The organism is Paraburkholderia sp. A1RI_3L, assembly GCF_048957895.1.
In the GTDB taxonomy this organism is placed as follows: domain Bacteria; phylum Pseudomonadota; class Gammaproteobacteria; order Burkholderiales; family Burkholderiaceae; genus Paraburkholderia; species Paraburkholderia kururiensis.
In genome coordinates, this window is record NZ_JARCHA010000001.1 from 993511 (window position 1) to 1007630 (window position 14120).

The 14120-nt window shown below is 66.2% G+C and carries 12 protein-coding genes; 5 read left to right on the forward strand and 7 right to left on the reverse strand.

All coding sequences use genetic code 11. The features are described 5' to 3' along the window. Window positions 1-23: 23 nt before the first annotated feature. Window positions 24-419, reverse strand: coding sequence for an acyl-CoA thioesterase (locus PXJ20_RS04655; RefSeq protein WP_017772706.1), 396 nt, complete (start codon window positions 417-419; stop codon window positions 24-26). A gap of 178 nt (window positions 420-597) precedes the next feature. Here PXJ20_RS04655 and PXJ20_RS04660 point away from each other — a divergent pair, with 178 nt between their 5' ends. Beyond that, the gene (locus PXJ20_RS04660; RefSeq protein ID WP_421030272.1) at window positions 598-2532 is read left to right on the forward strand and encodes an ABCB family ABC transporter ATP-binding protein/permease; all 1935 of its coding nucleotides are present in this window, start codon (window positions 598-600) and stop codon (window positions 2530-2532) included. Here the strand turns inward: PXJ20_RS04660 and murU are convergent. Together murU and PXJ20_RS04670 are read right to left on the reverse strand one after the other, a co-directional pair. Continuing rightward, window positions 2516-3247 carry an N-acetylmuramate alpha-1-phosphate uridylyltransferase MurU gene (gene murU / locus PXJ20_RS04665; protein WP_421030273.1) on the reverse strand — a complete coding sequence of 244 codons (732 nt, stop codon included), beginning with the start codon at window positions 3245-3247 and terminating at the stop codon, window positions 2516-2518. The two genes, PXJ20_RS04660 and murU, sit on opposite strands and share 17 nt — an antisense overlap. A gap of 16 nt (window positions 3248-3263) precedes the next feature. Beyond that, window positions 3264-4355, reverse strand: coding sequence for an aminoglycoside phosphotransferase family protein (locus PXJ20_RS04670; protein ID WP_421030274.1), 1092 nt, complete (start codon window positions 4353-4355; stop codon window positions 3264-3266). Between the two features lie 259 nt (window positions 4356-4614). Between PXJ20_RS04670 and PXJ20_RS04675 the strand changes: the two genes are divergently transcribed. The 4 genes from PXJ20_RS04675 (at window position 4615) to rsmA (ending at window position 10411) form a co-directional block, all read left to right on the forward strand. Beyond that, the gene (locus tag PXJ20_RS04675; protein ID WP_421030275.1) at window positions 4615-6987 is read left to right on the forward strand and encodes an LPS-assembly protein LptD; all 2373 of its coding nucleotides are present in this window, start codon (window positions 4615-4617) and stop codon (window positions 6985-6987) included. 105 nt (window positions 6988-7092) lie between these two features. Continuing rightward, window positions 7093-8451: a peptidylprolyl isomerase gene (locus tag PXJ20_RS04680; RefSeq protein WP_413213039.1), complete on the forward strand. Its 1359-nt coding sequence runs from the start codon at window positions 7093-7095 to the stop codon at window positions 8449-8451. Between the two features lie 29 nt (window positions 8452-8480). Further along, window positions 8481-9506 carry a 4-hydroxythreonine-4-phosphate dehydrogenase PdxA gene (pdxA, locus tag PXJ20_RS04685; RefSeq protein WP_017772712.1) on the forward strand — a complete coding sequence of 342 codons (1026 nt, stop codon included), beginning with the start codon at window positions 8481-8483 and terminating at the stop codon, window positions 9504-9506. A gap of 59 nt (window positions 9507-9565) precedes the next feature. Next, window positions 9566-10411, forward strand: a complete 846-nt coding sequence (gene rsmA, locus PXJ20_RS04690; RefSeq protein ID WP_277597289.1) for a 16S rRNA (adenine(1518)-N(6)/adenine(1519)-N(6))-dimethyltransferase RsmA — start codon at window positions 9566-9568, stop codon at window positions 10409-10411. On the opposite strand, the gene PXJ20_RS04695 is transcribed toward rsmA, so the two are convergent. The 4 genes from PXJ20_RS04695 to PXJ20_RS04710 form a co-directional block, all read right to left on the reverse strand. Continuing rightward, a complete protein-coding gene (locus tag PXJ20_RS04695; RefSeq protein ID WP_421030276.1) occupies window positions 10380-11339 on the reverse strand; it encodes a DMT family transporter in 960 nt (319 codons plus the stop codon). The two genes, rsmA and PXJ20_RS04695, sit on opposite strands and share 32 nt — an antisense overlap. Window positions 11340-11494: 155 nt before the next feature. Beyond that, entirely contained in the window at window positions 11495-11932 is a 438-nt protein-coding gene (locus tag PXJ20_RS04700) for a MarR family winged helix-turn-helix transcriptional regulator (RefSeq protein ID WP_017772715.1), read from the reverse strand. Next, window positions 11929-12885, reverse strand: coding sequence for a 2-dehydropantoate 2-reductase (gene panE, locus PXJ20_RS04705; RefSeq protein ID WP_421030277.1), 957 nt, complete (start codon window positions 12883-12885; stop codon window positions 11929-11931). Before panE ends, PXJ20_RS04700 begins: the two co-directional genes overlap by 4 nt. Window positions 12886-13013: 128 nt before the next feature. Next, window positions 13014-14024, reverse strand: a complete 1011-nt coding sequence (locus tag PXJ20_RS04710; protein WP_413213041.1) for a LysR family transcriptional regulator — start codon at window positions 14022-14024, stop codon at window positions 13014-13016. Between the last annotated feature and the right edge of the window lie 96 nt (window positions 14025-14120).

Below are 14120 nucleotides of genomic sequence, written 5' to 3' on the forward strand. Positions count from 1 at the left end.
CGGCGCGTTTCTCCGGCGCGTGCTCAGTCCAGCGCGGGCAGGGCGCGCGGGCGGCGGTCGGAGTCGGTGGCGACGTAGGTGAGCGTGGCTTCGGTCACCTTCACGACGTCTTGCGTGAGGCTCATGCGCTGCGCGTAAACCTCCACCGACACGGTGACCGACGTATTGCCCGTCTTCACGATGTCCGCGTAGAAGCTCAGCAGGTCGCCCACGAATACCGGCTGCTTGAAGATGAACGAGTTGACCGCGATGGTGGCGACCCGTCCGTTCGCGCGGCGGCTGGCCGGAATCGAGCCGGCAATGTCCACCTGCGCCATGATCCAGCCGCCGAACACGTCGCCGTGGACGTTCGCGTCCGAAGGCTGCGGCACCACGCGCAGCGCGGGCGGCTTCTGCGGAAGGTGGATGGACTCGGTCATGTGTTTATCCATGGAAAGGGCGCGTGTGGACGGATTCGTGTGTATGGAGGGAGGCGCGGCGGCCTGAAGCGGCGGCCGCGGCCTTCTGCGACAATACGGAAGATCAGAAATTGTACGGGAAAGTGCGCAGCGGCGAGGCGCGCAGAACCCGCCCGTCACGAACCCCACTCCAGAATCCATGCGTCGCCTTCCTCCTTCCGGCGAGCCTTCGCCGCTCGCAACCGGCCCGCGTAACGACTGGCAGACCATCGTTTCGCTGCTGCCCTACCTCGCGACCTACAAGTGGCGCGTGATCTTCGCGCTGACCTGCCTGATCGGTGCGAAGGTGGCGAATCTGGGCGTGCCGGTCGTGATGAAACGCATCGTCGACAGTCTTGCCTCCGTGCAGCAGCTCACGGCGCTCGGGCGCGCGGAGCATGCGCCGTCCATCGTGCTGGCGGGCGGCATCGGGCTGCTCGTGATCGCCTATGCGGTGGTGCGCCTCTCGACCTCGCTCTTCACCGAACTGCGCGAAATCCTGTTCTCGAAGGTGACCGAAAGCGCCGTGCGGCAACTCGCGCTGAAGGTGTTCCGGCATCTGCATGCGCTCTCGCTGCGCTTTCACCTGGACCGGCAGACGGGCGGCATGTCGCGCGATATCGAGCGCGGCACGCGCGGCATCACGCAGCTCATTTCGTACTCCCTCTACAGCATCCTGCCGACGCTCGTCGAAGTCGGGCTCGTGCTGGGCTTTTTCGTGGTGCGCTACGAGGCCTATTACGCGATCGTCACGCTCGTGGCGCTCGTCGCGTACATCGTGTTCACGGTGAAGGTGACGGAATGGCGCACGCACTTCCGGCGCACGATGAACGAACTCGACTCGCGCGCGAACTCGCGTGCCATCGATTCGCTGCTGAACTACGAAACCGTGAAGTACTTCGGCAACGAGGAATGGGAAGCGCAGCGCTACGACGAAAACCTCAAGCGCTATCGCGCGGCGGCCATCAAGTCGCAGAACTCGCTTTCGGCGCTGAACTTCGGGCAGCAGGCGATTATCGGCACCGGGCTCGTGTTCATTCTCTGGCGCGCGACGCAAGGCGTGATGGCGGGTCGCCTCACGCTGGGCGACCTCGTGCTCATCAACACGTTCATGTTGCAGCTCTACATCCCGCTCAATTTTCTGGGCGTGGTGTATCGCGAACTCAAGCAGAGCCTGACCGACATGGACCGCATGTTCTCCCTGATGGGCGTGATGCGCGAAGTGCCCGACGTGCCGAACGCGCCGCCGCTTGCAGTGCGCGGCGGCGAGGTGCGCTTCGATCACGTGAACTTTGCGTACGAGCCGTCGCGCCCCATCCTGCACGACGTGAGCTTCACGATTGCTGCGGGCACGACGACGGCGGTGGTGGGGCACAGCGGCTCGGGCAAATCGACGCTCGCACGGCTGCTGTTCCGCTTCTACGATCTGGACCGCGCGAGCCGCGGCGCGATTGCCATCGACGGCCAGGACATCCGCGATGTGGCGCAGGACACGCTGCGCGCCGCGATCGGCATCGTGCCGCAGGACACGGTGCTCTTCAACGACACGATCTACTACAACATCGCGTACGGCAGACCCTCGGCGTCGCGCGACGACGTGATCGCGGCGGCGCGTGCGGCCCACATCCACGAGTTCATCGAAGGTCTGCCGAAGGGCTACGAGACCTCGGTGGGCGAGCGCGGGCTCAAGCTCTCGGGCGGCGAAAAGCAGCGCGTGGCGATTGCGCGCACGCTGCTCAAGAACCCGCCGATCCTCGTGTTCGACGAAGCCACTTCGGCGCTCGATTCGCGCTCGGAACGCGCGATCCAGCACGAACTCGATCAGATCGCGCGCAATCGCACGACGCTGATCATCGCGCACCGGCTCTCCACGGTCGTGCACGCGCAGCAGATCATCGTGATGGACCACGGGCGCATCGTCGAGCAGGGCACGCACGCGGAGTTGCTGCGCGCGGGCGGCCTGTTTGCGCAGATGTGGGCGCTTCAGCAACAGCGCGCCGAGCAGGAAGCGCGGGATGGGAACGGCGCTGCTGAGGGTATCGAAACGCCGGATGCGTCCGCGTTGCCGCAGACGGAGACTACTGGGCGCGCTTGAGCCGCGCGTCCAGATCGGCCAGTTGCGCGGGCGTGCCCACGTTTTCCCACACGCCTTCGTAAAGCTCGCCCGTCACGAGCCCGCGCGCAATCGATTCGCGGTAGTACGGTTTGAGCGCACAGCGCGTGCCACGCGGCAGTGCGTGGAACATGCGCGTGTCGTACAGGCCGATATTGCCGAACGTGTAGCGCGGCGCGCCTTCAAGCGAGAGCGTGCCGCAGACGTGATCGTCCAGCGCGAAATCGCCGGACGGATGAAACGGCGGGTTCGGCACCATGACGAGATGCATGCCGGGCTCGGGCTGCGCGGCGAGCCGTTCGGCGTGCCGCGCGAGGTGCGCGTAGTCGAAGTCGCTGTAGACGTCGCCGCTCACGGCCAGAAAGATTTCAGGCGTGCCGGCGTCTTCGAGCAGCGGCAGCGCCTGCGCGATGCCCCCCGCGGTTTCCAATGCCTCGCGCTCCGCCGAATAGCGCAGCGCGACACCCCAACGCGAGCCGTCACCGAGCCGCGCTTCGATCTGCGCACCCAGCCACGCATGATTGACGACGATGGTCGTAAAGCCGGCCTGCGCGAGCCTTTCGATCTGCCATTCGATCAGCGCCTTGCCGCCTGCGGGCAAGAGCGGCTTCGGGCAGGTGTCGGTGAGCGGGCGCATGCGTTCGCCGCGGCCGGCGGCGAAGATCATCGCCTTGCGGTTGAAGAGCGGTTGCGTCATGGGTCGGAGCGATCGGTCAGAACGTGTAGCCGACTTCGGCGCCGCGTCCTTCGAGCGAATCGAGCAGCTTCGCGAACGGCGCGAGCGGCGCGTAGCGCTGCGTCACCTTGCGCGCGTAGTTCACGAAGCGCGGCAGGTCGGCCAAGTAATGCGGCTTGCCGTCGCGATAGTTGATGCGGCAGAACAGGCCGAGCACCTTGATGTGGCGCTGCAGGCCCATCCATTCGAGCTGGCGGTAGAACTCGCCGAAGTCCGCGTCGACGGGCAGGCCCGCCTTCTTCGCGCGCTCCCAGTACCAGGCGAAGCAGTCGAGTTCGAAGGCCTCGTCCCACGACAGGAACGCGTCACGCAGCAGCGAGACGACGTCGTAGGTGATCGGCCCGTACACCGCGTCCTGGAAGTCGAGCACGCCGGGGTTCGGCGTGGCGATCATCAGATTGCGTGGCATGAAGTCCCGCAGCATGAACACCTGAGGCTGCGAACGCGCGCTCGCCACCAGCAGCGCGAAGGTGCGGTCCAGCACGCCGCGCGTCGCCTCATCCACGGTGTGGCCCAAATGGCGGCCGATGTACCACTCGGGCATCAACTCCATCTCGCGGCGCAGGAACGCTTCGTCGAACGGCGGCAGTACGTCGGGACGCGACGCGAGTTGCCAGCGGATCAGCGTGTCGAGCGCGTCGCGCATCAGTTCGCGCGGCGCGGGGCGGCTGGCTTCTGTCGGGGACGCCGTGCCATCGGGCGCCGCGCCCTTGAGTGCATTCAGATACGAATCGGTGCCCAGATCGGTGACGAGCATGAAGCCCGCGTCGAAGTTCACTTCCAGCACGGTCGGCACGTGCACGCCGGCATCGGCCAGCAGGTGCGCCACCTGGGCGAACTCGCGGCATTTTTCGGGCGGCGGGGCGTCCACGGCAATCGCGGTTCCGCCAGGCTGGGTGCCGGCGGCAAGCCGGAAGTAGCGGCGAAAGCTGGCATCGGACGAAGCCGGCGCGAGGGTGGCCAGATTGAGCGCGTGGCGCGAGGCGAGGCCGCCAAGCCAGGCGGTAAGGAGATCGAGTCGAGGATCGGGGGCGCTGGAATGGCGGAGGGCGGCGGCGTCGAGCGTCATGAAAACCGGGCGAAAACGGGAGGGGACAACGTATTGCCATATAATACCCCACGACTTTTTTGACGCGACTCGCGCCAAAGCCCCGAACAAACGGTTCGCCCGCCCGCTTCATACCTTCATCGCCGTGCGATTGAGCGATTGCCCGATGAATTGTTAATGGTTGTGCACTCCAACTGTCACGGTTCGACGGTTCGATTGCGCGAGGCGGCTGATCGTGATCCGAAGGGCGCGCGGCCGGGCCGATCCGCCAAAACCTTACATGCCGCCCAGACAGTTTTTCCAGACGAACTCTTCCAGTGACGACTGCGTGCCGGGCAAAAGGCGGCTCATCGCGGCGCTCGTGGCCGTGCCGGGTTTCGTGCCCGTGTTCGCGCACGCCCAGCTCGCCGGGGACGCCGCGCAGCCGCAGCCGCTCGACGGCCCGTGGAGCCTGCGTCTCGCGCCCCAGCTCGAAGAGCATCCGGTGGCATCCGGCCAGCGTCCGGCCACCTTCGTGCTGGGCGACAGCACGACGGGCACGGCCAATCAGGACATCGCCGCGAAGGGTTCGGCCGAAGTGCGTCACAACACGGCCATCGTCAAGGCCGACGCGCTCCACTACGACGAAGACACCGACATGGCCGACGCGTACGGCCACGTCCGCATCACCCAGAACGGCAACACGTTCGTCGGCCCCGAGGCGCACCTCAAGGTGGAGTCGAGCGAAGGCTTCATGACCGCGCCGAAGTACCACTTCACGTTGACGGGCGGCTCGGGCAGCGCGGAACGCGTGGAGCTGATCGACAACGAGCGATCGGTGTTCACGAAGGGTACGTACACGGCGTGCCGCTGCGAGTCGGACCCGGCCTGGTACATCAAGGGCACCGAATTCGACTTCGATACCGGCGCCGACGAAGGCGTAGCCCACAACGGCGTGCTGTTCTTCCAGGGCGTGCCCATCTTTGCGAGCCCGTGGCTGTCGTTCCCGCTTTCCGGCGACCGGCGCAGCGGCCTGTTGCCGCCCACGTTCTCGCTCAGCTCGAACAACGGTTTCGAGCTTTCGGTGCCGTACTACTTCAACATCGCGCCGAACCGCGATGCCACGATCACCCCGCGCATCATCTCGAAGCGCGGCGTGCTCACGCAGGTCAACTACCGTTATCTGTCGCCCAACTATACCGGCCAGATCACAGGCGAATTCCTGCCGAACGACGCGATCACGAAGACCAACCGCTACGCGCTGTACATCCAGCACAACCAGAACTTCGGCGGCGGGTTCGGCGGGTACGTGTACTACAACAAGGTCTCGGACAACACGTATCCGGAAGACCTGTCGTCCACGTCCACGCAGTTCATCAACGGGCTGCAGACCACGTATCAACAGGAAGCGGGGCTCACGTACAACAACGGGCCGTGGTCGGTGCTCGCGCGCTGGCAGCACTGGCAGACGCTCGCGCCTTCGGCGCCGCCGTACGGCCGCGAGCCCGAGCTCAACGTGAAGTACGCGAAGTACAACGTGGGCGGCTTCGACTTCGGTGCGGAAGCCGACTACTCGCGCTTTCGCATCACGACGCAGGATGCGACCCAGGGCGACCGTATCGTCTTCAACCCGTACGTGTCGTACTCGGTCGTGGGGCCTGGGTACTTCGTCACGCCGAAGGTGCAGTGGCACTTTGCGTCGTACAACCTGAGCAATATCGGTACGGGTTCGCCCGTGGGACAGCCGAAGGACTTCACCGAGCAGGTGCCTACGTTCAGCTTCGACAGCGGGCTGATCTTCGACCGCTCGGTGCGCGTGTTCGGCGAGGACTACATCCAGACGCTGGAGCCGCGGCTCTATTACGTCTACACGCCGTATCACAACCAGAATTTCGCGCCGCTCTTCGACACCGCCGAATCGGACTTCGGGCTCGCGGAAATCTTCACGCCGAACACGTTCGTCGGCAACGACCGCATCGCCGACGCGAACCGCATCACCGCTGCGCTCACCACGCGCTTTCTCAACCCGGCCACGGGCGACGAGCGCGCGCGCTTCGTGATCGCGCAGCAGTACTACTTCCGCGACCAGCGCGTCACGTTGCTGCCGGGGCAGACCACGTCGGAAGCCACGACGCATTCGGACCTGATTCTCGGCGCGGCGCTCAAGCTGGGGGCCGGTTTCGCTTCGGAAACGGCGTTCCAATATAATGCCGACAACAATCAGCTGACGAAGGCGAGCGTGGGTTTCGGCTTCAGTCCGGGCACCTCGCGTGTCGTGAACGTCGCCTATCGCTACACGCGCCAGAACACGACGCTCACCAACGAGCCGATCAACCAGATTCTGATTTCGGGGCAATGGCCGCTCTCGCACCGTGTGTACGGTGTGGCCCGCTTCAATTACGACCTGGGCGGGCACCGGATCGTGGACGGCCTCGTCGGCATGCAGTACGACGCGGACTGCTGGGTACTCGGCGTGGGTATCCAGCGCTACGCGAACGGCGTGAACACCACGGGCAGCCAGACTACCGGCACGCGCTTTCTGGCGCAGCTCACGCTCAAGGGGCTGTCGAATGTCGACAACGGCCTCGTTGCAGCGTTCCGCGCGGGCGTGGCCGGTTACACGCCGCTGCCGCCGGCTCCGCCGCCCGATTCACGTTTCACCAACTACGAATGACACATGACTGCGGCGCAGCAGGCACGACAATGCGTGGGCAATGCGTCATCGAACGCGAGTAGACGGGCGAAGCGGCCCGCCATCTTTGGAGTATCTGTGGGAATCATGAAAAAGCTTCGCCTCGCAGCATGGGCTGCAACTTTCGCCGCTGCGGCGTATTTCCTGCCGGCCGCGCCGGCGAGTGCCCAGGCACTGAGCGCCGCGAGCAGCGGCCAGGTGGCCGATACGATTGCGGCAGTGGTCAACGACGGGGTCATCACGCAGCGCGAGCTCGACGAACGGGCGGGTCTCGTCGCGCGGCGTCTCACGCAGCAGGGCGCGCCCGTGCCGCCCACGGACCAGCTGCGCCTCCAGGTGCTCAACCAGATGGTGCTCGAACGCATCCAGCTGCAGAAGGCGAAGGAAGACGGCATCGTGATCGACGACGCCACCGTGCAGCGCACGCTCGCACGCCTCGCCCAGGCCAACAACATGGATCTCGCGACCTACCGCGCGCGGATCGAGGCCGAAGGCGTGAACTGGAGCACGTTCACGAACGACGCCCGCACCGAACTCACGCTCTCGAAGCTGCGCGAGAAGGAAGTGGACAGCAAGATCACCGTTTCGGACGGCGAGGTCGCGAACTACATCGCGAGCCAGCGCGGGCCGAACGCCGGTCTCACGAGCGATCTGCGCTTCGAGCACATCCTGCTCAAGGCACCGCAGAACGCGCCGCAAACCGAGATCGAAGCCGCGCAGCAGAAGGCGCAGGCGCTGCTGCAACAGGCGCTGGGCGGCGCCAGTTTCGAAAAGCTCGCGAAGTCCGATTCGCAGGCAAGCGATGCCGGCAAGGGCGGCGACATGGGCTTTCAGCCCACCTCGAAGCTGCCGGCCGAATTCGTGACGGCGGCTTCCACGCTGCGTCCGGGCCAGGTGAATCCGTCGGTGATCCGCACGGGCGACGGTTTCGAAATCGTGCGCCTGATGGAGCGCCGCTCGGGCCAGGGCGCGCCTTCGGCGGACGCCTCGCATCTCACGCAGACCCACGTGCGCCACATCCTGCTGCGCGTGGGCGACGGCATGTCGGAACCGCAGGCGCGCCAGAAGCTGCTCGATATTCGCCGTGAAGTGCTGGCGGGCGGCGATTTCGCCAAGTTCGCGCGCACCTACTCGCAAGACGGCTCGTCTTCGCAGGGCGGCGATCTGGGCTGGATCAGCCCGGGCGAGACGGTGCCTGAATTCGAGCGCGCCATGAATTCGCTGCAGGACGGCCAGGTGAGCGAGCCGGTGCGCACGGAGTACGGCTACCACCTGATCCAGGTGCTGGGCCGCCGCGAAGCGCAGGGCTCGGTTGCACAGCAGATCGACCTCGCGCGCCAGGCCATCGGCCAGCGCAAGGCGGAGCAGGCCTACGCCGACTGGCTGCGCCAGCTGCGCGACAGCGCCTACGTGGACTACAAGGTCGGCACGCCGTCCCTACAATAGACGGTCACTTCCGTCGTCCACTCCACGCCATGACCGCCGCCTCCACTTCCTCGCCTACAGCCGGCGCTGCGCAAGCGCCGCTGCAAATCGCCATCACGACCGGCGAGCCTGCCGGCGTCGGCCCCGAGCTGACGGCGGCGGCACTCGCGGGCGCGGCGGCGCACTGGCCGGACGCGCAGTTCGTGGTGATCGGCGACGCGCAGTTGCTGGCGCAGCGCGCGCGAGCCGTGGGCGTGGACTGGGCATCGCTCGTGGCAAGCGGGCGGGTTCGCGTGCAGCACGTGCCGCTCGTAGCGCCGTCCGAGGCGGGCAAGCTCGATGCCGCCAACGGCCGCTACGTGCTGACGCTGCTCGATACCGCCATCGACGGCGCGATGGCCGGCACGTTCGACGCCATCGTCACGGCGCCGCTGCAAAAAAGCACGATCAACGACGCCGGTGTGCCATTCACCGGCCACACCGAATATCTCGCCGAGCGCACTCACACGCCGCGCGTGGTCATGATGCTCGCGGGCACGGGCCAGCGGCCGCTGCGCGTGGCGCTCGCCACCACGCATCTGCCGCTCAAGGACGTCTCCGCCGCGCTCACCGTCGAAGGTCTGGTCGAGACGCTGCGTATCGTCAACAGCGACTTGCGCCGTCATTTCGGCGTGCCGCTGCCGCGCATTCTCGTGACGGGACTCAACCCGCACGCGGGCGAGAACGGCTACCTGGGGCGCGAGGAAATCGACGTGATCTCCCCGGCGCTGAATGCCGCGTGCGCCGAGGGTATCGACGCCCGCGGTCCGTACCCTGCCGACACGCTGTTCCAGCCGCGTTACCTGAAGGACGCCGACTGCGTGCTCGCCATGTTCCACGACCAGGGCTTGCCGGTGCTCAAGTACGCGACCTTCGGCGAGGGCATCAATGTCACGCTCGGCTTGCCGATCGTGCGGACCTCAGTCGATCACGGCACCGCACTCGATCTGGCCGGCACGGGCCGCGCGGACGCGGGCAGCATGATCGCCGCGGTGGACGCCGCGGTTTCCATGGCGCGGCACCGTCGCGCGGCCTGATACCTGATACGTAACGGGTAACGGCGCTTCGCTTTCACTCTTTTCCGGTTTCTCCATCGATGTCCACCAGCCGACAGCACCAGGGCCATTTCGCGCGCAAGCGTTTCGGGCAGAACTTTCTGGTCGACATGGGCGTGATCGACGCCATCGTCCGATTGATTCGCCCGCAACGCGGCGAGCGCATGGTGGAAATCGGGCCGGGGCTGGGCGCGCTCACGGAGCCGCTCGTCGAGTGCGTGGCCACGCCGGAGCAACCGCTGCATGCGGTCGAACTGGACCGCGATCTGATCGACCGCCTGAAAAAGAAGTTCGGCGAGCGGCTCGCGCTGCATGCGGGCGACGCGCTCGAATTCGACTTCGGCTCGCTTGCCGCGCCGGGCGACAAGCCGACGCTGCGCATCGTCGGCAACCTGCCGTACAACATTTCGAGTCCGCTGCTGTTTCACCTCACCACGTTCGCGCATTGCGTGATCGACCAGCACTTCATGCTGCAGAACGAGGTGGTGGAGCGGATGGTCGCGCAGCCCGGCAGCAAGGCGTTCAGCCGGCTCAGCGTGATGCTGCAGTACCGCTACGCGATCGAAAAGATGCTGGACGTGCCGCCCGAATCGTTCCAGCCGCCGCCGAAGGTGGATTCCGCGATCGTGCGCATGATTCCGTACGCGCCGCACGAACTGCCGGACGTCGATGAACGCGTGCTGGGCGAAGTGGTGACCGCCGCGTTCTCGCAGCGGCGCAAGATGCTGCGCAACACGCTGGGCGCATTCCGCGACCGCGTGGATTTCGACGCGCTGGGGTTCGATCTTGCGCGGCGCGCCGAAGACGTGCCGGTGGAGGAATACGTGCGCGTTGCGCAGGCAGTGAGCGGCGCGGCTAGGACGCCTCGCGGCGAGCCGGCGCGTTGACCAGCGCGATGCCCGCGAGCACCATGGCCGCGGCCACGAGAAAGCGCGAACTGAACGATTCGCCGAGCAGCAGCACGCCGAAGGTCACGCCGAAAAGCGGCGTGAGAAACGAGAAGACGGAAAGCCGCGACGCCATATAGCGCGTGAGCAGCCAGAACCAGAGCAGATAGCTCACGAAGGCCACGATCACCGCCTGATACGCGAGGCTCGCGAGCGTGAGCGGCGTGATCGATGCGATGGCCTCGAAGCGCGCCTGGCCGACGCCGGCCGCCAGTCCGAGCAACACCACTGCCGATACTGCGAGCTGATAGAAGAGCGTCTTGCTCGCGCTTGTATGCGCGAGCTTCGTTGCACGCACCACCACTGTCGTAGCAGCCCAGGCGATGCCGGCGAGCACGCCGAGCGCGTCCCCGGCCACGCCGGCCAGCATCGAATGCGTGCTGTCCGCGGCGCCGGCGGGCGCGTGGCGCGCGAAGCCGTCGGCGAAGGCGAGAGCCATGCCTGCGAACGCCACGCCGATGCCCGTCCACTGCGTGCGGCGCAGCTTTTCACCCCCCACGAACCAATGCAGTCCGAGCGCCGTGAAGCACGGCGCCGTGTACAGAAACACGGCCATGCGCGAGGCGCTGGTGAGCGAGAGACCGACGAAGATGCAGACGAACTCCGTGGCAAACAGCACGCCCGCGAGCAGGCCTGCGCCCAGCGTGCCGTCGTCGCGAAAGAGCGGTGTGCCGCGCATGCGGGCCCAGCCCCACACGAGCAGCGTGGCCATGGCCGAGCGCAGCCCCGCCTGGAAAAGAGGCGGGAGCACCACATTCGTGCTCTTGATGGCGACCTGCTGAAAGCCCCAGATCGCGCACAGCACGATCATCAGTATCGTGGCGAAGCCGTCCAGCGGACGGCGGGCCGGCAGCGCGGCGGTGCTCATGCGTGATCGTTCCGGCAAGGAAAAGGAGCCTCACGATAGCAAAAAGGCCACGCTCGCAGGGACCATGACCCCACGCGTCGCATGTGCTTGCTGCGGTGCATCGCGTGGTTTCCGCGTACGGTCGCTGCTGCTTGCGCCCGTCGAGCGGACGCCGCTTATCGATGCGCCATCGCCTGCGTGATGTCGAACAGTTCGCCGCGCAGCGCCTTGGCCCGCTCGCGTCCGAAATGTTGCTCGAACTCGGTTTGTGCTGCGCGCCAGGCCACACACGCCTTCTCGAATACGCGGGCGCCTTTCGCGGTGAGGGTGTAGACCAGCGCACGCGCGTCTTCGTCGGAAGGCTCCGCGGCCGCGAGGCCGTCGCGTTGCAGCGGCTTCAGCGCGCGCACGAGGGTCGTGCGGTCCATCACCATGGCCTCGGCGAGGGCGAGCATGGTGGAGCCCGGCTTGCGCGAGAGGCGCGCGAGAATCGCGAACTGCGCGGCCGAGAGACCCGAGGGCGCCAGATGCCGCTCGTAGATCTGCGTGACGTAGCGCGAGGCCTGGCGCAGCGCGAAGCAGTTGCAGGCGTCGTAGGACGGGGCTTTGCTCATGATGCGGCTCCCGCCTGCGGCTGCGCCGCGCGGCGCACTTCGTAGGCTTTCAGATGGCTGTAAGCGAGCCGCAGTACGGAGAGCGCCGCGTCGTCTCGCTGGCGATCGTCGCCGCGACGGATCAGGTCGCCGAGCACGTGGTCTGCTTCGATGCGCGAGCCTGCCTGAAGATCGCGCAGCATCGAGGCCGTGAGCGGCGAGCCGGCCGCAAACAGGATCGCGCGCATCCGCGCGTTGAATTCGGGCCGCACCGCGTAGCCGTTGTGGGCCGCAACGGCCGAGCACTCGGCAAACAGATTCGCGATGGCACGCTCGCCGTCCGGCGTCGCCAGAATTTCGCCGATCGAGGCCCGGAAGAGGCACGTAATGCCGGCGAGCGTCGCGAGAAACACCCACTTTTCCCACAGCTCCTGGACGATGTTCGCGCTTGCGGTGACGTCGAAACCGGCGTTGCCCATCGCTTCGGCTACGGCCTGCGCGCGTTCGGATACGCCGCCCGCCAGCTCGCCGAACACGATGGCCTGCATGTCGTTGAGATGCACGATTTCGCGTTCGGCGTTCAATGTGGCCGCGATCAGGCACAGGCCGCCCATCACCTTGGAGGTGCCGAAGCGGCGTTGCAGTTCGTCGACGTGCTGCATGCCGTTCAGGAGCGGCAGGATCACGGTGGAGGGGCCTACCGCGGCCTGGAACGAGTCGATGGCGTCTGCCAGATCGTAGGCTTTGCAGCTGAGCAGGATCAGGTCGAACGGCTCGCGCAGGTCGCCCTTCACCACCGTCTTCACGTCGCGCAGCGTGAGATCGCCGTACCGGCTGCGCACGACGAGGCCCGCGCGGCGCAGTTCTTCGGCGCGCTGCGGCCGCACGAGGAACGTGACGTCGCGCCCGGCATGCGCCATACGCGCCCCAAAATATCCGCCGACACCGCCGGCGCCCACGACCAGAATTCGCATGCTTCGAGTCTCCTTGCAGGTTGCTTGCGGAAATCCGCGTCGCCATGCATCAGGTGGGATACCAAAGCCGCACGGCGTATGAGTTGTGCATATGCATGCACATGCGTCCGTATGGTAGTGCAGCCTGCTCAGATCTGCTGCGCGGTGCTCGTGCGACTGCGCTTGCGGGGAGGCGTCAATGCCGGCGAGGCGGCAGGCGCAGGCGGCGCGGTGAAGAACGTGGTCGCGAAATCCACGAAGGCTCGCACCTTCGCCGCCATGAGCCGGCGGTCGCGCCACGCAAGCTGTAGCTCGATCTCGCTGTCCACGAGTTCGAACTCGGGCAGGATTCGCACCAGCCGGCCGTTCGCGAGTTCGCGCTCGATCATCGAGCGCGGCAGTATGCCCAATCCCGCGCCGCCCAAAACCAGTTCCTTGTTGAACGCCGCACTGTTCGTCGAGATGTCGTATCGCAGCGGCACGACGATCTCGTGTTTCGCGTGGCCATCATCAGCGGATGCATCTCTCGCATGAGACGCGCAGCTGCGAAAGCGCAGCTTCGGCTCGCGAATCGACGTGAGCATGGTGACGAAGTCGAGCATCGCGAGGTCTTCGGGTGTCTTCGGCGCTTCGCGGCCTTTCATGTACTCGGCGGAAGCCGCGACCACGAGCGGAATGCGATTGATGACGCGCGTAATGGTCTGGTCGCTCGTCAGCATGTAGGGCAGCACGATGCCAAGGTCGTAGCCTTCCTCCACCAGATCCACGGGGCGCTCGGCCAGGGTGAGTTCGACCTGCACGTTCGGACAGGCGACGCGAAACCCGTTGATGAGCGCAGGCAATAGCTGCACGGCCGCGGTAGCGTGCGCGACGAGCCGCAGCACGCCCGAGGGGTCGCGGCTGTGCTGGCCTGCGTCGGCTTCCAGCGCATCGAGTTCGTTGATCACGCGCGAGCAGCCGGTGTAGAAATGTTCGGCTGCTTCGGTGAGGGCGATATGCCGCGTGGTGCGGTGAAAGAGGCGCACGCCGAGCCGCTCTTCGAGGTCCGATATCGACCGCGAGACCGCCGGCGTCGACAGTCCCATTGCTTGCGCTGCGCGCGTGAAGCTTCTCGCGTCCACGACGGCGCAGAAGATTCGCAATGACTCAAGGTGATCCATACCGCCTCCTGATGCTTGCCCGCCGCACGGGATTGAATCATCGCAGAACCGCGGATTTCGCGCGCAAGACGCGGCAAGTGGCCGTAAGAACGCGTA